General features: G+C 73.7%; 22 protein-coding genes and 2 tRNA genes. 11 read left to right on the top strand and 13 right to left on the bottom strand.

Annotated features, from left to right (window positions below; translation table 11 throughout):
* Positions 1-79 precede the first annotated feature (79 nt).
* Positions 80-955: a TetR family transcriptional regulator gene (locus ACZ7D7_RS16705; RefSeq protein WP_470825051.1), complete on the top strand. Its 876-nt coding sequence runs from the start codon at positions 80-82 to the stop codon at positions 953-955.
* Between the two features lie 497 nt (positions 956-1452).
* Here the strand turns inward: ACZ7D7_RS16705 and ACZ7D7_RS16700 are convergent.
* Positions 1453-1526 (bottom strand) — tRNA-Pro (locus ACZ7D7_RS16700).
* A 102-nt stretch (positions 1527-1628) separates the two neighbouring features.
* On the opposite strand from ACZ7D7_RS16700, the gene ACZ7D7_RS16695 reads away from it, so the two are divergent.
* Both ACZ7D7_RS16695 and cobF read left to right on the top strand, forming a co-directional pair.
* Positions 1629-2156 (top strand): DUF309 domain-containing protein, encoded by a 528-nt coding sequence (locus ACZ7D7_RS16695; protein WP_470825050.1) that lies wholly within the window; start codon positions 1629-1631, stop codon positions 2154-2156.
* A 180-nt stretch (positions 2157-2336) separates the two neighbouring features.
* Positions 2337-3110 (top strand): precorrin-6A synthase (deacetylating), encoded by a 774-nt coding sequence (gene cobF, locus ACZ7D7_RS16690; RefSeq protein WP_470825048.1) that lies wholly within the window; start codon positions 2337-2339, stop codon positions 3108-3110.
* A 30-nt stretch (positions 3111-3140) separates the two neighbouring features.
* Here cobF and ACZ7D7_RS16685 read toward each other — a convergent pair whose 3' ends face one another.
* The 4 genes from ACZ7D7_RS16685 to ACZ7D7_RS16670 all read right to left on the bottom strand — a co-directional run bounded on the left by ACZ7D7_RS16685 (position 3141) and on the right by ACZ7D7_RS16670 (position 7667).
* Positions 3141-3878 (bottom strand): cobalt-precorrin-6A reductase, encoded by a 738-nt coding sequence (locus ACZ7D7_RS16685; protein ID WP_470825047.1) that lies wholly within the window; start codon positions 3876-3878, stop codon positions 3141-3143.
* A gap of 43 nt (positions 3879-3921) precedes the next feature.
* Entirely contained in the window at positions 3922-4698 is a 777-nt protein-coding gene (locus ACZ7D7_RS16680; RefSeq protein WP_470825045.1) for a sulfite exporter TauE/SafE family protein, read from the bottom strand.
* A gap of 85 nt (positions 4699-4783) precedes the next feature.
* A complete protein-coding gene (locus tag ACZ7D7_RS16675) occupies positions 4784-6304 on the bottom strand; it encodes a long-chain-fatty-acid--CoA ligase (RefSeq protein ID WP_470825043.1) in 1521 nt (506 codons plus the stop codon).
* A 175-nt stretch (positions 6305-6479) separates the two neighbouring features.
* On the bottom strand, positions 6480-7667 hold the full coding sequence (locus ACZ7D7_RS16670) for a thiolase family protein (RefSeq protein WP_470825042.1): 1188 nt from the start codon (positions 7665-7667) through the stop codon (positions 6480-6482).
* A gap of 179 nt (positions 7668-7846) precedes the next feature.
* On the opposite strand from ACZ7D7_RS16670, the gene ACZ7D7_RS16665 reads away from it, so the two are divergent.
* From ACZ7D7_RS16665 to ACZ7D7_RS16640, 6 genes are all read left to right on the top strand, one after another.
* Entirely contained in the window at positions 7847-8659 is an 813-nt protein-coding gene (locus ACZ7D7_RS16665) for an alpha/beta hydrolase (protein ID WP_470825041.1), read from the top strand.
* A 168-nt stretch (positions 8660-8827) separates the two neighbouring features.
* Positions 8828-9097, top strand: coding sequence for a WhiB family transcriptional regulator (locus ACZ7D7_RS16660; protein WP_470825040.1), 270 nt, complete (start codon positions 8828-8830; stop codon positions 9095-9097).
* Positions 9094-9579 (top strand): Dps family protein, encoded by a 486-nt coding sequence (locus ACZ7D7_RS16655; RefSeq protein ID WP_470825038.1) that lies wholly within the window; start codon positions 9094-9096, stop codon positions 9577-9579. Before ACZ7D7_RS16660 ends, ACZ7D7_RS16655 begins: the two co-directional genes overlap by 4 nt.
* 61 nt (positions 9580-9640) lie before the next feature.
* Positions 9641-9973: a DUF3140 domain-containing protein gene (locus ACZ7D7_RS16650; protein ID WP_470825347.1), complete on the top strand. Its 333-nt coding sequence runs from the start codon at positions 9641-9643 to the stop codon at positions 9971-9973.
* Positions 9974-10179: 206 nt separating this feature from the next.
* A complete protein-coding gene (locus ACZ7D7_RS16645) occupies positions 10180-10992 on the top strand; it encodes an SAM-dependent methyltransferase (protein ID WP_470825037.1) in 813 nt (270 codons plus the stop codon).
* Positions 10993-11017: 25 nt separating this feature from the next.
* Positions 11018-11554: an NUDIX hydrolase family protein gene (locus ACZ7D7_RS16640; RefSeq protein WP_470825035.1), complete on the top strand. Its 537-nt coding sequence runs from the start codon at positions 11018-11020 to the stop codon at positions 11552-11554.
* Between the two features lie 70 nt (positions 11555-11624).
* On the opposite strand, the gene ACZ7D7_RS16635 is transcribed toward ACZ7D7_RS16640, so the two are convergent.
* Positions 11625-11698: transfer RNA gene (locus tag ACZ7D7_RS16635), tRNA-Pro, on the bottom strand.
* Positions 11699-11822: 124 nt separating this feature from the next.
* Between ACZ7D7_RS16635 and ACZ7D7_RS16630 the strand changes: the two genes are divergently transcribed.
* Together ACZ7D7_RS16630 and ACZ7D7_RS16625 are read left to right on the top strand one after the other, a co-directional pair.
* A complete protein-coding gene (locus ACZ7D7_RS16630) occupies positions 11823-12527 on the top strand; it encodes a transketolase (protein ID WP_470825034.1) in 705 nt (234 codons plus the stop codon).
* A gap of 50 nt (positions 12528-12577) precedes the next feature.
* On the top strand, positions 12578-13504 hold the full coding sequence (locus ACZ7D7_RS16625) for a transketolase family protein (RefSeq protein WP_470825033.1): 927 nt from the start codon (positions 12578-12580) through the stop codon (positions 13502-13504).
* A 144-nt stretch (positions 13505-13648) separates the two neighbouring features.
* Here the strand turns inward: ACZ7D7_RS16625 and ACZ7D7_RS16620 are convergent, their stop codons facing one another.
* The 7 genes from ACZ7D7_RS16620 to ACZ7D7_RS16590 all read right to left on the bottom strand — a co-directional run bounded on the left by ACZ7D7_RS16620 (position 13649) and on the right by ACZ7D7_RS16590 (position 19252).
* The gene (locus tag ACZ7D7_RS16620; RefSeq protein WP_470825032.1) at positions 13649-14008 is read right to left on the bottom strand and encodes an MmcQ/YjbR family DNA-binding protein; all 360 of its coding nucleotides are present in this window, start codon (positions 14006-14008) and stop codon (positions 13649-13651) included.
* Positions 14009-14038: 30 nt separating this feature from the next.
* Positions 14039-14593: a GNAT family N-acetyltransferase gene (locus ACZ7D7_RS16615; protein ID WP_470825031.1), complete on the bottom strand. Its 555-nt coding sequence runs from the start codon at positions 14591-14593 to the stop codon at positions 14039-14041.
* Positions 14590-15210: a helix-turn-helix domain-containing protein gene (locus ACZ7D7_RS16610; RefSeq protein ID WP_470825029.1), complete on the bottom strand. Its 621-nt coding sequence runs from the start codon at positions 15208-15210 to the stop codon at positions 14590-14592. The genes ACZ7D7_RS16615 and ACZ7D7_RS16610 overlap by 4 nt, the downstream gene beginning before the upstream one ends.
* Positions 15211-15256: 46 nt before the next feature.
* Positions 15257-16159: a LysR substrate-binding domain-containing protein gene (locus ACZ7D7_RS16605; protein ID WP_470825028.1), complete on the bottom strand. Its 903-nt coding sequence runs from the start codon at positions 16157-16159 to the stop codon at positions 15257-15259.
* Between the two features lie 31 nt (positions 16160-16190).
* Complete coding sequence (locus tag ACZ7D7_RS16600) at positions 16191-17384, bottom strand: glycine C-acetyltransferase (protein ID WP_470825027.1); 1194 nt, start codon at positions 17382-17384, stop codon at positions 16191-16193.
* Between the two features lie 68 nt (positions 17385-17452).
* Entirely contained in the window at positions 17453-18481 is a 1029-nt protein-coding gene (tdh, locus tag ACZ7D7_RS16595) for an L-threonine 3-dehydrogenase (protein WP_470825026.1), read from the bottom strand.
* Positions 18482-18676: 195 nt separating this feature from the next.
* Positions 18677-19252, bottom strand: coding sequence for a GAF domain-containing protein (locus ACZ7D7_RS16590; RefSeq protein ID WP_470825025.1), 576 nt, complete (start codon positions 19250-19252; stop codon positions 18677-18679).
* Between the last annotated feature and the right edge of the window lie 36 nt (positions 19253-19288).

Below are 19288 nucleotides of genomic sequence, written 5' to 3'. Positions count from 1 at the left end.
GAATGATGTCAAGGGGGCGAAATGTGGGAGGTTTACCAAGTTCCGCCAAGTGCCGCAGGGCGGCGGGCGAGGAGGAGAGATGTCCGAGGACGAGCGACCGGCCAGGCGCGCCGTCGACCGCGGCCGCTACGGCCGCCTGAGCCGCGAGCGTGTGCTGGCCAGCGCCCTTGAACTGGTGGACCGGGAAGGGCTGTCCGCGTTGAGTATGCGGCGGCTCGGGGCCGAGCTGGGCGTGGAGGCCATGGCGCTGTACCGGTACGCCGAGGGCAAGGACGCCCTGCTGGACGGGCTGGTCGAGGCGCTGTACCTGGAGCTGGAGCAGCGGCTCGCCGCCGGGGCGGGAGCCGGGGCGGATACCGCGGCAGGAGCGGGGGCGGACACTGCGGCGGGAGCCGGGGAGGGCACCGCGGCGGAGGGCGGGGAGGTCACCGGGAAGGGCGCCAGGGACGGGGTGGGTGCCGGGGACGGGGAGGGGGTGGGTGCCGGGTGGCGGAGCGGGCTGCATCTGATCGCGCGGGCGACCTACGACGTGTGTCTCGCCCACCCGCACGCCGTGCCGCTGCTCGCCACCAGGATGCTCGCCGTCCCCCTGGCGCGCCGGCCGCTCGCGGTGCTGCGGGAACACGAGCGGGTGTTCGCGCTGCTCCGCGGGGCAGGTTTCGACGACGCGCGGGCCGCCGAGGTGTTCCGCGCCTTCACGGCGTGGCTGCTCGGCTACGTCTCCGTCGAGCTGCGGCCGATGGTGGACAACCCGGACGAGTCCGATCCCGCCTTCCGTCTCGGCCTGCACCGCATGCCGCCGCAGGAGCTGCCCCTGCTCCGGTCGGCCGCTCCCGCGCTCGCCGAGCGGGGCGGGCCGGAAGGGCTGGCGGCCGGGCTGGACGCGCTGCTCGACGGATTTCCGGGGCCGGACGGGCGCGGGGGTGGCTCCGGCCGGGTCACGTCCCGACCTTGAACGGGCCCTCCAGCGCCGCCCATTGGAGCGGCGTGATGGTCTTCGCGTCGCCCGCGAGGCGCCCGCGAGGGCCTCGCCCTGGGCGTGTGGACGAGGGAGTCGTCGGTGCCGTGGAGGATCAGAAAGGTCGGCGCGTCCGGCGTCACACGCGCCACGGAGCTTGCCGCGCGGGCGAGTTCACCGGTGGCGTCGGCGCCGAGGAGCAGGGCCTCGGGGCCGCCCGGGGCCGCGGCGGTGAGGTCGGCCGGCCGAGCCAGACCACCTCGGGCCTGCTGGACCAGATCCCGGGCCCGGCCTCGGCCCGCAGCCGCCTCATCCGCATGACCGCGGAGGGTGGAGGGCGGAGAGCGGAGGGCAGAGGGCGCCGGGTGCACCGCCGCGCCCAGGCGACGCCGGCCGTCCTGGAGGGCGTACTCGGCGCCGCGCGGGGAGACGCCGAAAGCACAGAGGGCCTTCGCGGGTTGTCGTCTGCGAAGGCCCTCTGCGTCCGTGCACCGTCGGGACGACAGGATTTGAACCTGCGACCCCTTGACCCCCAGTCAAGTGCGCTACCAAGCTGCGCCACGTCCCGGTGCGCGCCGTCCCGCGGGTGAACCGCGTGATCGCGCGAACAGCACTTTACCCCACCCGGCGGGCTGCGCCGAAAAGGACCGGTGCGCGGCACAATCGGCGTATGGGCAGCAGGCGTATGGACAGCACGGGGCCGGACCGGACGGACGACGCGCGCGACCGCGACAGCGAGGGCCGGGCGCGCAACGCGCGGCCCCGCGACGGGCTGGGCCGGCCCCTTCCGTACGGCGCGGACGGCGTGCCCCGGCAGCCGGAGGGCGTGGTGCGGAGCCCGCGCGAGACCGTCGCGGAGGCGCAGCGGCTGCTGGACGAGGGCAAGCCGTTCCACGCGCACGAGGTCTTCGAGGACGCCTGGAAGTCGGGCCCGGAGGAGGAGCGGGGCCTGTGGCGAGGACTCGCGCAGCTCGCCGTCGGGCTCACGCACTCCGCCCGTGGCAACGTCACCGGCGGCGCCCGGCTGCTGCGCCGCGGGGCGGGCGCGGCCGAGGAGTGGGCGTCGGCCCAGGGGCAGCCGACGCCGTACGGGATGGATCTCGCCGGGGTCGTGGCCTGGGCACGGGAGCTGGCCGACGCCGTGGAGCGGGGCGAGGACCCGGTCGACGCGGCACGCAGCGCGCCCCGGCTGCGCTGAGCAGAACCGGCCTTCCTCGGGGCCCCTTCCACCGGAACGGCCCCGCCCGACCCGACCTCCCGCCAGACCGGCCTCCCCCCGGACCGGCCCCCTCCCCCGCCACCGGCACCCCGCCCACCGCACCCCGCACCCCACACAGCCGGTGTCGGCCCGTCCAACCCCGTGCGGCACACTCGGGGCGTGCGAAAGATTCATGTCATCGGTATCGGCGCGGGCAACCCCGACCAGCTCACGCTCCAGGCGGTCCGGGCGCTGCGGAGCACGGACGTGTTCTTCGTCCTCGACAAGGGCGAGGTGAAGGCGGACCTCACGCGGCTGCGCCGGGACATGCTCGACGCGCACGTGCCGGAGGGGACGTACCGCGTGGTCGAGGCGCGCGACCCGGAGCGGGACCGCCGTGCGGGCGGCGCCGCGTACTCCCCCGCCGTCGGTGACTGGCGCAGCGCCCGCGCCGACATCTACGAGCGGATGATCGCCGATGAGCTGGGCGAGGACGAGAGCGGCGCGTTCCTGGTGTGGGGCGATCCGTCGCTGTACGACAGCACGATCGGGATTCTGGAGGAGGTCCTCGCGCGGGGCGCGGTGTCCTTCTCGTACGACGTCGTGCCGGGCATCAGCAGCGTGTCCGCGCTGGTCGCCCGGCACCGGACGGGGCTGAACCGGGTGGCGCGGCCGGTGCAGATCACCACGGGCCGTCGGCTCGCGGAGGGCTTCCCCGAGGGCGTGGACGACGTGGTCGTGATGCTCGACGCGCACCAGACGTTCCGGCAGTACGCCGACGAGGACATGGACATCTACTGGGGCGCCTACATCGGCACCCCGGACGAGATCCTCGTCTCCGGTCCGATCGCCGAGGCCGCGCCCCGAATCGAACGGGTGCGTGCCGAGGCGCGGGAGCGCAAGGGCTGGATCATGGACACGTATCTGCTGCGCCGGAACCCGAAGGACGCGTAGCGGGACTCACCGGAAGGGCGGGCCCGCGCGTCACAGGCCCAGGAAGTCCAGCACCCCCGCCACGTCCGGTACCGCTCGCGTCGCCTCCGGCAGGGGCGGGCGGCGTACGACGACGACCGGCAGGCGCAGGTCCCGGGCGGCCGTGAGTTTGGGTGCCGTCGCCTCTCCCCCGCTGTCCTTCGTGACCAGTACGTCGACGGCGTGCTCGCGCAGCAGGGCGTGTTCGTCGGCGAGGGTGAACGGGCCGCGGGCCAGCACGGTGTGCGTGTGCGGCGGTATCGGCGGGTCGGGGGGTTCCACGGAGCGTACGACGAAGTGGAGTTCCGTCAGGTGCGCGAAGGCCGCGAGGCCCAGTCGGCCGGTCGTGAGGAACACCCGGCGGCCGAGGCTCGGCAGCAGGTCGGCCGCCTCCGGGAGCGACCCGACCGGGTGCCAGCGGTCGTCGGGGCCGGGCCGCCAGCCGGGGCGGCGCAGGACCACCGCGGGCACTCCGGTCGCGGCGGCGGCCCGGGCGGCGTTCGCCGTGATGCCCGCCGCGAAGGGGTGGGTGGCGTCGACCAGGGCGTCCACGCGCTCGGCGCGCAGCCAGCCGGCGAGCCCGTCGGCGCCGCCGAAACCGCCGATCCGTACGTCCCCGTCGAGGCTGCCGGGCCGAGCGACGCGCCCGGCGAGGGACGTCGTGACGCGGACGCCCCGGGCGGTGAGCGCGGCGGCCAGTTCGCGGGCCTCGGTGGTGCCGCCGAGGATCAGCACGTGCGGGGACGACATGGCCCCGAGCCTACGAGGGGCGGGCGCGGGGCCGGCGCGCGGCTCAGCGCAGCAGCAGTTGCAGGGCGCCCAGCACGGTCGCCGCGATCACCAGGTGCTCGAACAGCCGCTGGTTGATGCGTTTCACGGCCCACTTGCCGAGCAGCGCCCCCGGCACGACGAACACGACGAGCGCGGCGTCGAGCAGCAGCGAGCGGCCGTCGATCAGGCCGAGCCCGGCGCTGAAGGGCACCTTCGAGACGTTGACGATCAGGAAGAAGAACGCCGACGTGCCCAGGAAGCCGAGCTTGCGGAAGCCGGCGGAGAGCAGATACATCGACATGACCGGGCCGCCCGCGTTGGCGACCATCGTGGTGAACCCGCCCAGCACGCCGTACGAGCGGGCCTTGAGGCGGCCGGCTCGGCTCGTGACGGCCTCCGGTTCCGCCGCGCCGGCGTCCGCCGCGCGACGCCGCCACACCGTCACGGCCGCCATCACCAGCAGGATCGCGCCGATGGACGTACGGACGATCCCGTCGTCCGCCCACAGCAGGAACACCGTGCCGACGACCACGCCCGCGGCGACCGCCGGGAACAGCCGCCACAGCGTCGGCCAGTGGGCGTGCCTGCGGTAGGTGAGGACGGCGAGGACGTCCCCGGCGATCAGGATCGGCAGGAGTACGCCGGTGGAGGCTCGGGCGGGCAGCACCGCGGCGAAGACGGCGAGGCTGACCGTGTTGGCCCCGCTCACGGCCGTCTTGGAGAAGCCGACGAGCAGGGCCGCGAAGGCGAGCGCCCCGAACTGCCAGCCGTTGATGTGCCAGAGAGTCATCGTGTCCATGCGGGGACCGATGCTATGCCCACCCATCCGGTGCCGGTGACGGCGTCTCGCCGGGTGACCCCGTCACCGGGCGGGCCCGGAGGCGTCATCCGCCGTAGCGGGTCCGAAGTTCGCGCTTGAGGACCTTCATGCTCGGGCCGAGCGGCAGGGCGTCCGTGAACTCGACGCGCCGGGGGTACTTGTGCCGGCCGAGGTGCTCCTTGGACCACTCGGTGATGGCGTCGCCGAGCCCGTCGGCGGACGGGTCCGTGCCCGGGGCCGGCACGATCACGGCGCAGATCTCCTCGCCGTGCAGTTCGTCGGGCAGGCCGACGACGGCGACCTGCGCGACGGCCGGGTGGCGGGCCAGGACCTCCTCGACCTCCCGCGGGTAGACGTTGAAGCCGCCGCGGATGATGACGTCCTTCTTGCGGTCGACGATCCTGAGGAAGCCCTCGGCGTCCTTGGTGCCGAGGTCGCCGGTGCGGAACCAGCCGTCCACCATCGCCTCGGCCGTGGCCTCGGGGCGGCCCAGGTATCCGGAGAAGACGTTGTGGCCGCGGATGACGACCTCGCCGAGTTCGCCCGTCGGCAGCAGGTCGATGCGGCCCTCGACGTCGGCGCGGGCGATCTCGACGTCCACGCCCCACAGGGGGTGGCCGATGGTGCCGGGGCGGGTGCCGAACCACGGCTGGTTCACGGTCGCCGTCGGGGACGTCTCGGACAGCCCGTAGCCCTCGTGGATCCGTGCGCCGAACGCCGCCTCGAACCGCTCCAGTACGGCGACCGGCAGCGAGGCGCCGCCGGATATGCACACGCGCAGTTCGGGCAGCGCGTCGGCGTCCGCCGCGGCGGCGGCCAGCGCGACGTACATCGTCGGCACGCCGTGGAAGGTGTTGACCTTCTCCTTCACCATCAGCTCGATCGCGCGGGCGGCGTCGAAGCGGGGCAGCAGGACGAGTGTGGCGCCCGCCCGCCAGGTCGAGTTCATCGACACGGTCTGCCCGAAGGCGTGGAACAGCGGCAGCGCGCCGAGCGCGATGTCGTCGGGGCGGATGTCGTTGGAGTCGAACGCGTTGACGGTCGCGTTCATCACCAGGTTGAAGTGGCTGAGCACGGCGCCCTTGGGGACTCCGGTGGTGCCGCTCGTGTAGAAGACGACCGCCGGGTCGTCGGCGTCCCGCGTGACGTACGACCGCGGCGGCTCGGCCTCCGCGGCGAGCTCGTCGAACTCGTCGCCGAGCGTGACCACCCGTACTCCGGCGGCCTGTGCGGCGGCCGTACCGGTCTCGGCCTGCGCCGGGTGACACAGCAGAAGGGTGGCACCGCTGTCGTTGAGGACGTGCTCGACCTCCGGCGCGGACAGCAGCAGATGGACGGGGACGACGACCCCGCCCGCCGCGGCGACGGCGTAGTACGCCACCGGGAACTCGGCCGTGTTGGGCGCCATCAGCGCGACGCGGTCCCCGGGCCGGACACCCAGCGCGGTCAGGGCACCGGCCCCGGCACGGGCCCGGCGCCACACCTCGGCGAAGGTCAGACGCAGGTCGCCCTCGACGAGCGCGGTCTTGTCGGGGCGGCGCCGGGCGTTCTCGGCGAGGATCGCGGCGACGGAGAGGGTGGCCATACGGTGCGGCTCCGTTTCTTGGTTCCTGATGCCGGGCCGGGCGCGGGGGGCTCTGGGACCCTGGGTTCTGTGAATGCCGGGGTTCACTGGGCCCGGGGGTCCACTGGGCCCGGGGGTCCACTGGGCCCGGGGGTTCACTGGGTGGGCCCTGTGGCCCCGGCCCCGGCCGTGATCCTCAGCTCCGTTCGACGAGCACCGCGCTGCCCTGGCCCACGCCGACGCACATCGTGGCGAGGCCGCGCGCCGCTCCCGTGCGGCGCATGCGGTGCAGCAGGGTGGTGAGGATGCGGGCGCCCGAGCAGCCGAGGGGGTGGCCGAGGGCGATCGCGCCGCCGGTCGGGTTGACCAGGCCGGGGTCGATGCCGAGCTGGTCGACGCAGGCGAGAGCCTGGGCGGCGAAGGCCTCGTTGAACTCGGCCTCCTCGACGTCCCCGACGCTCCAGTCGGCGCGGGCGAGGACCTTGCGGGTGGCGGGGACCGGGCCGATGCCCATCACGTCGGGGTGGACACCGGCCGACGCGCCGGCGACGTACCGGCCGAGGGACTCCAGGCCCAGTTCCTCCAGCGCCTCCTCGCTGACCAGGAGGAGAGCCGCGGCGCCGTCGTTCATCGGCGAGGCGTTGCCCGCGGTGACGGTGCCGCCCGCGCGGAAGACGGGCTTGAGGCGGCCCAGCTTCTCCAGGGAGGTGTCCTCGCGGACGCACTCGTCGGCGTCGACGACCACGCCGTCCGGGCGGGTGACCGGCAGGATCTCGGCGTCGAAGTGGCCGTTCTTGCGGGCCTCGGCGGCCAGCCGGTGGCTGCGCAGCGCGAACTCGTCCTGCCGCTCGCGGGTGACGCCGTACCGCTCGGCGACCTCCTCGGCGGTCTCCCCCATGGACAGCAGGCCGTGCAGGTCCTTCATCGCCGGGTTGACCAGCCGCCAGCCGAGCCGGGTGTCGGCGGTCTCGATGCGGTGCGGCAGGGCCTCGTCGGGGCGGGGCAGCACGAACGGCGCGCGGCTCATCGACTCGGAGCCGCCGGCCAGCACGACGTCGGCCTCGCCGGCGGCGATGGTGCGGGCGGCGGTGGTGACGGCCTCCAGGCCGGAGGCGCACAGCCGGTTGACGGTGGCGCCGGGTACCGTCTCGGGCAGGCCCGCGAGCAGCGCGGCCATGCGGGCGACGTTGCGGTTGTCCTCGCCGGCCTGGTTGGCGGCGCCCCAGTAGACGTCGTCCACGCGGGCCGGGTCGAGGGCGGGGACGTCGGCGACGAGGCCGCGGATGACGGCGGCCGCGAGGTCGTCGGGCCGCACGGAGGACAGGGCTCCGCGGAGCTTGCCGATGGGGGTGCGGCGGGCGGCCGCGAAGTGGACGGGACGCACGGATGGACTCCTGACCGACGGCGCTGCGCCCGGCCGGCGACACTGCCGGCCGAGCACTCCTACTTGATTGCTTGATTGACACTGCCACTTAATTAGCACTGCTAGTTTTAGACTATAGACCGTCGACCGGCCCCCTGGGAAGATCCTCCGGGACCTTCACCGACGAAGCCGGAGGAAACATGGCCGACACCCGCGAGCACACCCTGACCGGCACCCGGGGCGGCATCACCGTCCACGAGTGGCCGCACCCGGAGCCCCGCTTCGTCGCCCTCCTGGCGCACGGCTACGGCGAGCACCTCGGCCGGTACGAGGAGGTGGTCGGCGTCCTCACCGGGCTCGGCGCGGCCGTGTTCGGGCCCGACCACATGGGGCACGGCAGGTCCGAGGGCGAGCGCGTGCTGATCGAGGACTTCGAGGACGTCGTCACCGACCTGCACTCCGTGGCGGACCTGGCGCGCGCCGCACACCCGGGCCTCCCGGTGGTGCTGGTCGGACATTCCATGGGCGGCCTGATCGCCGCCCGCTACGCCCAGCGCTACGGCGCCGGGCTCACCGCGCTGGTGCTGTCCGGGCCGGTCCTCGGCACGTGGGACCTGATCGGGCAGTTGCTGGCGCTGGACGAGATCCCGGACACGCCGGTCAGCCCGGCCTCGCTGTCCCGCGACCCGGCGGTGGGCGAGGCGTACGCGGCGGATCCGCTGGTGTGGCACGGGCCGATGAAGCGGCCCACGGTGGAGGCGTTCGACCGCGCCCTGCGCACCGTGCGCGAGAACGGCGACGTCGGGCCGCTGCCGCTGCTGTGGCTGCACGGCGACGACGACCGGCTGGTGCCGCTCCCCGGGAGCCGGGCCGGCATCGAGCGGCTGGGCGGCGCCGCGACGACCGTACGGATCTATCCCGGCGCCCGGCACGAGGTGTTCAACGAGACCAACCGGGCGGAGGTCTTCGCGGATCTGGCGGCGTTCCTGGACGACGTCCTCACGCGCGCCTGAGAGAGCGCGGGGCTTGCTCGCGGGCTTGCTCGCCGGCTTACTCGCCGACTTGCTCGCGGGCTTGCTCGCCGGCTTGCCCGAGGCCCCGCCGAAGCCGCCGCCCGCGTGCCGTTCCGGGGCGCCGTCGCGCCGCGTTTGCCCCTGAACGGCATGGGCACCCGCGCCCGCATGGAATGGTTGCGGAGAGCGGCCTGCGTGGGCGAGGACCCCGAACTGTTCTTCCCCGTGGGCACATCAGGACCGGCGCTGCGGGACGTCGACGCCGCCAAGCGCGTGTGCGCCCGCTGCCCGGTGACCGCCGAGTGTCTGACGTTCGCGCTCAACAGCGGTCAGACCTCCGGCGTGTGGGGCGGGACCTGCGAGGAAGAACGAGCCGATCTGCTCCGCGCCTCCAGAGAGACGGACCAGGACGACGCGAGGAGGAGAAGCACCCTATGACGACGGCCGTGAAGAGCACCCTGCCCGAGGACGCGCGCCGGGTCGCCTGCGAGGCGCTCCAGGACACCCTGATCGACCTGCTCGGACTGTCGCTGACCGGGAAGCAGGCGCACTGGAACGTCGTCGGGCCGCGGTTCCGCTCCATCCACCTCCAGCTCGACGAGGTGGTCACCGCCGCCCGGGGCTTCGCCGACACCGTGGCGGAACGCGCCGCCGCGCTCGGCGTCCCGCCGGACGGCCGCCCGGAGACCGTCGCGGCCGAGTTCGGGCTGCCCTCCCCCAAGGAGGGGTGGCTGCGCGACTCGGACGTCGTCCAGCTGATGGTGGAGTCGCTGCAGAAGGCGATCGGGCGGCTGCGCGAGCGGATCGACGCGACCGAGAAGGCCGATCCCGTCACCCAGGACCTGCTGATCGGCATCACCGCCGAGCTGGAGAAGCAGCGGTGGATGTTCGACGCCGAGAACTTCCCCCGCGACACCTGACCGGCCCGGGCCCGCGCGCAGCACGGAACCCGGCCGGTCGGCCGTACGGAAGGGGCACATGATGACCGACGCCCTCGAACTCGACGCGCTGTGGGAGGACTTCCACCGCGTGGTGAACATGACCTCGCAGGAACTCGCGGCCTGGCTGCGCGTCCGCTACGCGGGCGAGGAGACCGAGCCGCTGCCGGAGGACCCGGGCTCGCCCACCGGGCAGCACGTGCTGGCGATCCTGCAGAAACGGCGCACGGACCTCACCGAGGACGACATCCGCGTGATGCGGAAGGTCGTGGACACGGTCACGTCGCAGGCCGACCTGGAGAACGAGCCCGCGGCCGAGGACACCCGCCTGCGGCACCGGCTGATGACGCTCGGGCACGACCCGCTCAAGGCCTAGAGCCCGACGCGAACCGCCGGGGCCGCCGCGGGAGTTCCCCGGCCCGGCCCGGACGGCCACGGGCCCGGACTTCACGGACCCCGGACGCATGGACCGGACGGCGGCGTGGCGGCCGCCGCCACGCCCCGGTCCGGATCCCCGGGACAACGCGATCAGCGGACGGCACAATGGGCCGGGACGGCCGCATCTGTGCGAGGAGCTGAGACGTGAGCGAGAGCCACACACCGACGAGCGGTGCCGCGCGGCTGAACACCGGTGTGGCGCACAACGCGCGCGTGTGGAACTACTGGATCGGCGGCAAGGACAACTACCCGGTCGACCAGCAGGTCGGCGAGCACGTCGCCTCCATGTTCCCGGTGATCCGGGAGGTCGCCCTCGCCGACCGCGGCTTCCTGGCCCGCGCGGTGCGGTACCTCACCGAGGAGCGCGGGATGCGGCAGTTCCTCGACATCGGCACCGGCCTGCCGACCGCCGAGAACACGCACCAGATCGCCCAGCGGATCGCCCCCGAGAGCCGCATCGTCTACGTCGACAACGACCCGATCGTCCTGATGCACGCCCGCACCATGCTGACCGGCACGCCCGAGGGCGCCACGGCCTACCTGGACGCCGACGTGCACGACCCGGACGTCATCCTCGAACGCGCGGCCCGGACACTGGACTTCACGCGCCCCGTGGCGGTGATGATGCTGGGCATCCTCAACTTCGTCCTGGACACCGACCAGGCGCGCGACATCGTGCGCCGGGTCATGGCCGCGGTGCCGTCCGGCAGCTGCCTGGCCCTGACGCACCCCACGTTCGACTCCGACCTCGACGGCGAGGGTCAGATCCCGGCGATGAAGTTCTGGAACGAGAACGCCACACCGCCGATCACGGCCCGCGGCCGGGCCCACATCGCCTCGTTCCTCGACGGGCTGGACCTGGTCGAGCCGGGCCTGGTGTCCTGCTCGCTGTGGCGCCCCGACACCGAATCCCCCGCCGCCGTACCCCAGTTCGGCGCGGTCGCAGTGAAGCCCTGACTCCCGCTGAAAGTATGATCAAGCAATGTCTGACTTGACCGATACCACGCCCGGTTGGCTGTCCTCCGACGAGCTGGAACTGACGCGTGCCCGCATGCCGATCCTTTACGTCGAGGCCGTTCCGGTGCGGGTCGACGACAGCGGCGAAGTCACCAGTGTCGGGCTGCTGCTGCGCATCGGGCCCGACGGCACGGTCAGCCGGACGCTGGTCTCCGGCCGGGTGCTGCACCACGAGCGGGTCCGCGACGCGCTGCTGCGGCACCTGGAGAAGGACCTCGGCCCGGTGGCGCTGCCCCGCGTCCCGGCCTCGCTCCAGCCGTTCACCGTCGCCGAGTACTTCCCGACGCAGGGCGTCACGCCGTACCACGACCCGCGTCAGCACGCCGTGTCGCTCGCCTACGTGGTGCCGGTGACCGGTGACTGCCGGCCCCGGCAGGACGCGCTGGACCTGGTGTGGTTCAGCCCGCAGGAGGCGGTGTCGCCGGCGGTGCAGAGCGAGATGCCGGGCGGGCACGGCGTACTGCTGAAGCAGGCGCTGGCGCATGTGGGCTGTGTGATCTGACGGCGGCGCGCAGGAAGGCACGCACGAAAAGGGTCTTCGCGGAACTCGTCCGCGAAGACCCTTCGCCGTGTCGGGACGACAGGATTTGAACCTGCGACCCCTTGACCCCCAGTCAAGTGCGCTACCAAGCTGCGCCACGTCCCGTTGCCGTCTGACCTGGGGTTTCCCCCGGCCGAACGCGCAGGAAAACCATACCGCACTCGGGTCGGTGGTCGCGCACCCATTTGCCCTTGACCTCAACTTTGCTTGAGGTTGCAACATCGTCGGCATGACGATCACCGAACGAGAGCGCACCTACACGTACTCCGACCTGTCCGGGCTGATGGGCCTGATGACGGGCGACGAGAAGCACGGACCGGCCGCCACGTCCACGCTGGACGTGCTGTGGGTGCTCTACGACCGGGTGCTGCGGGTCGGCCCGGACCGCGTGGCCGACCCGGCGCGGGACCGGTTCCTGCTGTCGAAGGGGCACGGCCCGATGGCGTACTACGCGGTGCTGGCCGCCAAGGGCTTCTTCCCCGTCGACTGGCTGCCCGGCTTCGGCTCCTACGACTCGCCGCTCGGCCACCACCCGGACCGCACCCTGGTGCCGGGCGCCGAGATCGGCAGCGGATCGCTCGGCCACGGGCTGCCCATCGCCGTCGGCACGGCACTCGGGCTGCGCGCCCAGGGGCTGGACGAGCCGGCGGTGTGGACGCTGATCGGGGACGCCGAACTGGACGAGGGCAGCAACCACGAGGCGATCGCCTTCGCCGGGCCCACCGGGCTGGACCGGCTGCACGCCGTCGTGGTCGACAACTCCTCCGCCGGCCACGCCCGCCCCGGTGGCATCGCCGCCCGCTTCGAGGCGGCCGGCTGGTCGGTCGTCACCGCCGACGGGCGCGACCACGAGGCGCTGTACGCCGCGTTCACCGCGCCGCACCCGGGCCGCCCGCACGTGGTCGTGGCCCGCGTCGAGCCCAAGGACGGCTGAACCGCCCGCGCCCCGGCATCCCTTCGCCCTTCCTGAGAGGAACCCGCCCCATGGACACCATGCGTGACCGTTTCGCCCCTGTCATGACCCGGCTGCTCGACGAGGACCCGCGGGTCGCCGTGGTCCTCGCCGAGATCGGGCGGGACGCCTTCGCCCCGGCCCGGCGCAGGCATCCCGACCGCGTGATCAACGCCGGCATCCGCGAGCAGCTCCTCGTCGGGGCCGGCGCGGGCCTGGCCCTGACCGGGCTGCGCCCCGTCCTGCACACCTTCGCCTCCTTCCTCGTCGAGCGGCCCTTCGAGCAGGTCAAGCTGGACCTCGGGCACCAGGACGCGGGTGCGGTGCTGGTCAGCGCCGCGGCGTCGTTCGACTGGCCGGCCGGTGGCTACACGCACATGGCGCCCGGCGACGTGGCGCTGCTCGACACCCTGGACGGCTGGACCGTGCACGTGCCGGGGCATCCCGACGAGGCGGAGACGCTGCTGCGGCACGCGGTGGCCGCCGGTGACGACAAGGTCTACGTGCGGCTGTCCGTGCAGGCGAACACCGAGGGGCGTCCGGTGGACGGCGCGCGCTTCCTGACCGTCCGGGAGGGCCGCTCGGGCGTGGTGGTCGCCGTCGGCCCGACGCTCGACGCCGTCCTCGACGCCACGGAGGGGCACGACGTCACCGTGCTGTACGCGACGACCGTGCGGCCCTTCGACGCGGCGGCGCTGCGCCGGGCCACGGAGTCGGCCGGGACGGACGTCGTCCTGGTCGAGCCGTATCTGGCGGGCACGTCGACGGCCGCCGCGAACGACGCGCTGTCCGACCTGCCGCACCGCGTGCTGGGCCTCGGCGTGGGGCGGCGCGAGCTGCGGCGCTACGGCCGCATCGAGGAGCACGTCGCCGCGCACGGCCTGGACCCGCGCTCGCTCAGGGAGCGCGTCGGCGGGTTCCTCGCACGCGTGGGCGGCGGCGCCCCGGCGCCGGCGTGACCGGCCCGGCCGGGGCCGCCGTCGGACCCGGCGAGCGGTCGCCGCGCACGGCGTGCCGGTGGCAGCCGGAGCCCCCTCCACCCCGGCTGCCACTCATGCCCCCGGATCATGCCACGGGCCACTGACAACGCGCTCGGGGTACGGTCAGTCCGACCCCGCCAGGCCCAACCCCGGGTGGGCGTCGAGGAGTCGGGTGGGCGCGGCCTGCCGCCAGGAGTCGGCGAGGATGTCGCGCAGCTCGGCCTCGTCCTCGACCGCCGCGAGACGGACCCGGACCCACGCGAACTGTGCCTCGTGGTCCGCGATCCAGAACTTGTCCGGCTCGGCCAGGACCAGTTCGTCGCGCTCCTCCTTGGGGCAGCGCACGGCCATGGAGGTCTCGTCCTCGGGGAGCGTGGCGAACATCTTCTGCGCGACCCGGAACGTGGGCATGCTCCAGGCGATCTTCTCCGTCGTGTCCGGCAGGGACAGGGCGATTCGGCGTACGTCTTCGGCATCCTGCATGGCAGGAACCGTAGCGGCCGGCACTGACAATCACCTGGTGGGAGCGGTCCGGTCGGCCGCCGGGGCCGCCGGGGGCAGGCGCTTGAAGCAGATCGTCGTGGGCCGCAGTTCGCCGCCGGGGTTCGCCGCGTAGTCGGGGATGGCGCCGAGCCGGGTCCAGCCGGCGCCGGCGTAGAGGCGTTCGGCGGGGCTGTCGGTCTCGGTGTCGAGGTGGAGCAGGGTGATGCCGGCGTCGGCGGCGGCGCGCTCGGCGGTGGCCAGCAGGGTGCGGCCGAGGCCCCGGCCGCGCGCCTCCCGGCGCACCATCAGCTTGACGAGTTCGGCGCGGTGCCGGCTGTTGGGCTTGTCGGGCAGGGCGAGGCTCACCGTCCCGGTGACGTGGTCCCCGTCGAGCGCCGCCCACACGACGAGCCGGCCGGCGGCCACGGCGTCGGCGCGCTCCCGCCACCAGGCGGCGGCCTCGGCGTGGTCCAGGGGCGCGAGGAATCCGACGGAGGCGCCGCCGGCCACGACGTCGGTGAGCAGGTCGGCCAACTGCGGTACGAGGGCGAGCAGTTCGGTGTCGCTCAGGCGGGTGGCGGTCACGGCAGCACCACCGCCAGCGCGTACCGCACGTCCCCGGGGCCGGGGCAGCGGAAGCGGGTCGCGCCCCACACCCTCAGCCGCAGGCAGTCCCCGGCGGCGAGGCGGTGCTCGACGTCCCCCGCGGTCACCCCCAGGGCGCCGTCCAGGACCCAGATGTGCTGTTCGAGTCCGGGCACGGGCGGCCGGTCGTAGGCGATGTCGGCGCCCGCGGCGAGCCGCCCTTCGACGAGTTCGCCGCGCAGCCCGGGGTGCGGCGGGGACACCGAGCGCCGGACGAAGCCGGAGGCGCGGTCCTGCCAGACCTGCTGGTCGGCGGCGCGCACCAGCTGCGCGGGCTCGGCCTCGACCTCGCTGAGCAGGCGGGACATGGTGCGGCCGTAGACGGCGCACAGGCGGTTGAGGAGGGCGGCCGTGGGGCTGATCTCGGCGCGTTCGGCGCGCGACAGGGTGGACCGGCTCACGCCGCTGCGCTCGGCCACCTCGCCCAGGGACCAGCCGCGCTCGGCCCGCAGCTCGGCGAGCCGGGCGGCGAGCCGCACGTCGACGGCGTCGGAGGCGGCGTCGGAGGCGGCGTCGGTGGCGGAGGCGAGGGCGCCGGCCTCGGGATCGCTTCTCATATGCGGGACGGTATCCCGGATATGAGACGCCCGTGTTACGGAAGGCTCACGCCTCCGCCGCCTCCCCCAGCGCGTCCAGCACCGGCCTGATCAGGGGGTGCTGCTCCGCGCCCCGGCGTACGGCGGCGAAGACGCGGCGAGTGGGCGCGACCCCGTCGACCGGGCGCACGACGACGCCGGTGAGGTCCATGCCGCGCAGCGCGGAGCGGGGCACGAGGGCCACCCCGGCGTCGGCCGAGGCCAGGGCCACGACCGCGCGGAAGTCGTCCGAGGAGTGTTCCAGGCGCGGCTGGAACCCGGCGTTCTCGCAGGCGAGGACGACCACGTCGTGGCAGGGGTTGCCGGGGTACGGCCCGATCCACGCGTCCTTGGCCAGCTCGGCGAGCGGCACCTCGGCGGCGTCGGCGAGCCGGTGCGCCACCGGCACGACGGCGTCGAACGGCTCGGCGTACAGCGGGACGTGCGTGAGGCGCGGGTCGTCGGCCGGGGGCGCGCCCCGGTATTCGACGGCCACAGCGATGTCGACCTGCCGGTCCAGCACCATCGGCAGGCTGGCGTCGCCCTCGGCGTCCTGGACGCGGAGCCGGATGCCGGGCGCGTCGGCGGCGAGGCGGGCCACGGCGGGCGCGACGACCTGCGCGATGCCGGTCGCGAACGCGGCGACGGTGACCGTGCCCGCCGAGCCGGAACTGTACGCGGCGAGCTCGGCCTCCGCGCGCTCCAGCTGGGCGAGGACCGCGTTGGTGTGGCTGAGCAGGATCTCACCGGCGGCGGTCAGGCGTACGCCCTTGGCGCCGCGCTCGACCAGGCGGTGGCCGGTCTCCTGTTCCAGCGCGGTGAGCTGCTGGGAGACCGCCGAGGGGGTCAGGTAGAGCGCGGCGGCAGCCGCCGTCACGGTGCGGTGGTCGGCCACCGCACGGAGGATGTGGAGCCGCCGCGCCTCGATCATGGATCCGATTATCGCAATATGTCCGGGCTGCTCAGTCCCCCAGCTCGGCGCGGGCCGCGACGAAGGCGTCCACGGCGCGGTTCACGTCGTCCGTGGAGTGCGCGGCGGACAGCTGGACGCGGATGCGGGCCTGGCCCTGCGGCACGACCGGGTAGGAGAAGCCGATCACGTACACGCCGCGCTCCAGCAGCAGCTCCGCCATGCGGCCGGCCCGCGCCGCGTCGCCGATCATGACGGGCGCGATGGCGTGGTCGCCGGGCAGGACGTCGAAGCCCTCCTCGGTCATCCGGCGACGGAACAGGGCGGTGTTCTCGGTGAGCCGGACGCGCAGGTCGTCGGCGGACTCCAGCAGGTCGAGGACCTTCAGGGAGGCGGCGGCGATCACCGGGGCGAGGGTGTTGGAGAACAGGTACGGCCGGGAGCGCTGGCGCAGCAGGGCGACGATCTCGGCGCGGGCCGCGACGTAGCCGCCGGACGCGCCGCCGAGGGCCTTGCCGAGGGTGCCGGTGATGATGTCGACGCGGTCCATCACGCCGTGCAGCTCGGGGGTGCCGCGGCCGCCGGGGCCGACGAAGCCGACGGCGTGCGAGTCGTCGACCATGACCATCGCGTCGTAGCGGTCGGCGAGGTCGCAGATCTCGGCCAGCGGCGCCACGTAGCCGTCCATGGAGAACACGCCGTCGGTGACGATGAGCCGGCGGCGCGCGTCGGAGGCGTCCTTCAACTGCCGTTCCAGGTCGGCGAGATCGCGGTTGGCGTAGCGGAAGCGGCGGGCCTTGGACAGGCGGATGCCGTCGATGATCGAGGCGTGGTTGAGGGCGTCGGAGATCACCGCGTCCTCGGGGCCGAGGAGGGTTTCGAAGACGCCGCCGTTGGCGTCGAAGCAGGAGGAGTAGAGGATCGTGTCCTCCTGGCCGAGGAACGCGGAGAGGCGGGCCTCCAGTTCCTTGTGGACCTCCTGCGTGCCGCAGATGAAGCGGACGGAGGCCATGCCGTAGCCCCAGCGGTCCAGGGCCTCGTGCGCGGCGGCGATCACCTCGGGGTGGTCGGCGAGGCCGAGGTAGTTGTTGGCGCAGAAGTTGAGGACCTCGCCGGGCCGGCCGCCCGCCGTGACGTTGACGGTCGCGGACTGCGGGGTGCCGATGACGCGCTCGGGCTTGTGCAGTCCGGCGGCGCGGATCTCGTCGAGGGTGGCGCGGAGGTCGTCGCGAACGGAGTCGAACATCGTAAGGCTCCTGGAGAAGAAGGTGAGTTCCTGGAAAGGCGGGCGAAAGTGCCCACAGGGCAGGTGGGTTACGCGCTCCAGTCGAGGATGACCTTGCCGCCCGTGCCGCTCGCCGCGTCCGCGAAGGCCGCCTCGAAGTCGCGGTAGCCGTAGCGGCCGGTGATGACGGGGGCGAGGTCGAGGCCGCCCTCCAGCAGGACGGTCATCGCGTACCAGGTCTCGAACATCTCGCGGCCGTAGATGCCCTTGATCGTGATCATGGAGGTGACGATCCGGGACCAGTCGACCGGGAACTCCTCGGCGGGCAGACCGAGCATGGCGATACGGCCGCCATGGGTCATGTTGGCGATCATGTCGCACAGTGCCTCGGGGCGGCCGGACATCTCCAGGCCGATGTCGAAGCCCTCGCGCAGGCCCAGCTCGCGCTGTCCGTCGGCGATGGTCGCCCCGGAGACGTTGAGCGCGAGGCTCGCGCCGACCTTGCGGGCCAGGTCCAGGCGGTCCTCGCTGACGTCGGTGACGACGACGTTGCGGGCGCCGGCGTGCCGGGCGACCGCGGCGGCCATCAGGCCGATCGGCCCGGCGCCGGTGATCAGCACGTCCTCGCCGACCAGCGGGAACGACAGGGCGGTGTGCACGGCGTTGCCGAACGGGTCGAAGATCGCGGCGACGTCGAGGTCGACGGGGACGCGGTGCACCCACACGTTGGCGGCGGGCAGCGCGACGTACTCGGCGAACGCGCCGTCGCGGCCCACTCCGAGCCCGACGGTGGCCCGGCACAGGTGGCGGCGCCCGGCGAGGCAGTTGCGGCACTTGCCGCACACCAGGTGGCCCTCGCCGCTGACCAGGTCGCCCGCGGCGATGTCGGTGACGTCGCGCCCGGTGTCGACGACCTCGCCGACGAACTCGTGGCCGAGCACGAGCGGGGTGCGGATGGCCTGCTGGGCCCAGCCGTCCCAGGTCCGGATGTGCAGGTCGGTGCCGCAGATGCCGGTGCGCAGCACCTTGATGAGCACGTCACCGGGTCCGACGGCGGGCTCGGGGACGTCCGTCAGCCAGAGCCCGGGCTCCGCCTTCTCCTTGACCAGTGCCTTCAACGCTACGGCTCCTGAGGGTGAGATCCCGGCCCGCGGGCATGCCGAGGCGGCCCGTGGCCGGGGAGAGGAGTGGAATCGCGTAGCAATCTGCCGTATGACGCCGGTCCGGGTCCATCGAGGATTTCTTAACCGCCGCCTCAGCTTTCCTTCACGCCGGGCGCTCCGGGCGCCTCCGGAGAGCCTCCCGGGTGCCGCTCAGAGAGGCAGGCCGCCGTCCGTGCCCCGCTCCAGCCGTTCCACGAGTTCCCCGGCGGCCTGCTTGATGGTGTCCAGGCCGGACAGGCCCCAGGTGCGGGGCGTGACGTCGGCGACGGAGACCGTGCCGAGCGCCGTGCCCGTGGAGTCGATGAGGGGGGCGCCGAGGTAGGAGTGGATGCCGTACTCGTCGACGATCGCGTTGCCGGCGAACCGCGGGAAGTCGCGGACGTCCTCCAGCGCGAGCGCCTTGCGCCGGGCCAGGACGTGCGGGCAGAAGCCGTGCTCGCGGGGCAGCCGGCGGCCCACCTCGGCCCGGGTGCCGTCGGCGCGGGCCGGCGGTCCGCCGGGCGGCACGTGCAGGCCGGCGTAGAACTGCCCTTTTCCGTCGGGCAGGTTGACCATGGCGTACGGCGTGGCGGTGTGGGCGGCGAGGCGGCCGGCGAAGGCGTCGAGGGCGGGCTCGGGCCGCTGTCCGAGGCCCAGTCGCCGCAGCCGCTCGGTGCGGGCGGGTGCTTCCTTGTCCTCGGGGGTGAGCAGCAGACGACCTGCCGGGCGTGGCGGGTCGTAGCTCATGGCCGGGCTCCGTCGCGGGGGTCGTGCGTCATGGTC

The organism is Streptomyces sp. NPDC037054 (assembly GCF_055606745.1).
This window is presented reverse-complemented; position numbering and strand designations above follow the sequence as displayed.

Coding starts and splice junctions, on each gene's coding strand:
- ACZ7D7_RS16620 (WP_470825032.1), bottom strand. CDS start 14,008: ATGCAGGATGCCGAAGACGTACGCCGAATCGCCCTGTCCCTGCCGGAC.
- ACZ7D7_RS16675 (WP_470825043.1), bottom strand. CDS start 6,304: ATGGCCACCCTCTCCGTCGCCGCGATCCTCGCCGAGAACGCCCGGCGC.
- ACZ7D7_RS16650 (WP_470825347.1), top strand. CDS start 9,641: ATGACCGACGCCCTCGAACTCGACGCGCTGTGGGAGGACTTCCACCGC.
- ACZ7D7_RS16590 (WP_470825025.1), bottom strand. CDS start 19,252: ATGAGCTACGACCCGCCACGCCCGGCAGGTCGTCTGCTGCTCACCCCC.
- ACZ7D7_RS16630 (WP_470825034.1), top strand. CDS start 11,823: ATGACGATCACCGAACGAGAGCGCACCTACACGTACTCCGACCTGTCC.
- ACZ7D7_RS16655 (WP_470825038.1), top strand. CDS start 9,094: ATGACGACGGCCGTGAAGAGCACCCTGCCCGAGGACGCGCGCCGGGTC.
- ACZ7D7_RS16605 (WP_470825028.1), bottom strand. CDS start 16,159: ATGATCGAGGCGCGGCGGCTCCACATCCTCCGTGCGGTGGCCGACCAC.
- ACZ7D7_RS16625 (WP_470825033.1), top strand. CDS start 12,578: ATGGACACCATGCGTGACCGTTTCGCCCCTGTCATGACCCGGCTGCTC.
- ACZ7D7_RS16695 (WP_470825050.1), top strand. CDS start 1,629: ATGGGCAGCAGGCGTATGGACAGCACGGGGCCGGACCGGACGGACGAC.
- ACZ7D7_RS16640 (WP_470825035.1), top strand. CDS start 11,018: ATGTCTGACTTGACCGATACCACGCCCGGTTGGCTGTCCTCCGACGAG.
- ACZ7D7_RS16665 (WP_470825041.1), top strand. CDS start 7,847: ATGGCCGACACCCGCGAGCACACCCTGACCGGCACCCGGGGCGGCATC.
- ACZ7D7_RS16685 (WP_470825047.1), bottom strand. CDS start 3,878: ATGTCGTCCCCGCACGTGCTGATCCTCGGCGGCACCACCGAGGCCCGC.
- ACZ7D7_RS16660 (WP_470825040.1), top strand. CDS start 8,828: ATGGAATGGTTGCGGAGAGCGGCCTGCGTGGGCGAGGACCCCGAACTG.
- ACZ7D7_RS16610 (WP_470825029.1), bottom strand. CDS start 15,210: ATGAGAAGCGATCCCGAGGCCGGCGCCCTCGCCTCCGCCACCGACGCC.
- ACZ7D7_RS16705 (WP_470825051.1), top strand. CDS start 80: ATGTCCGAGGACGAGCGACCGGCCAGGCGCGCCGTCGACCGCGGCCGC.
- ACZ7D7_RS16600 (WP_470825027.1), bottom strand. CDS start 17,384: ATGTTCGACTCCGTTCGCGACGACCTCCGCGCCACCCTCGACGAGATC.
- ACZ7D7_RS16680 (WP_470825045.1), bottom strand. CDS start 4,698: ATGGACACGATGACTCTCTGGCACATCAACGGCTGGCAGTTCGGGGCG.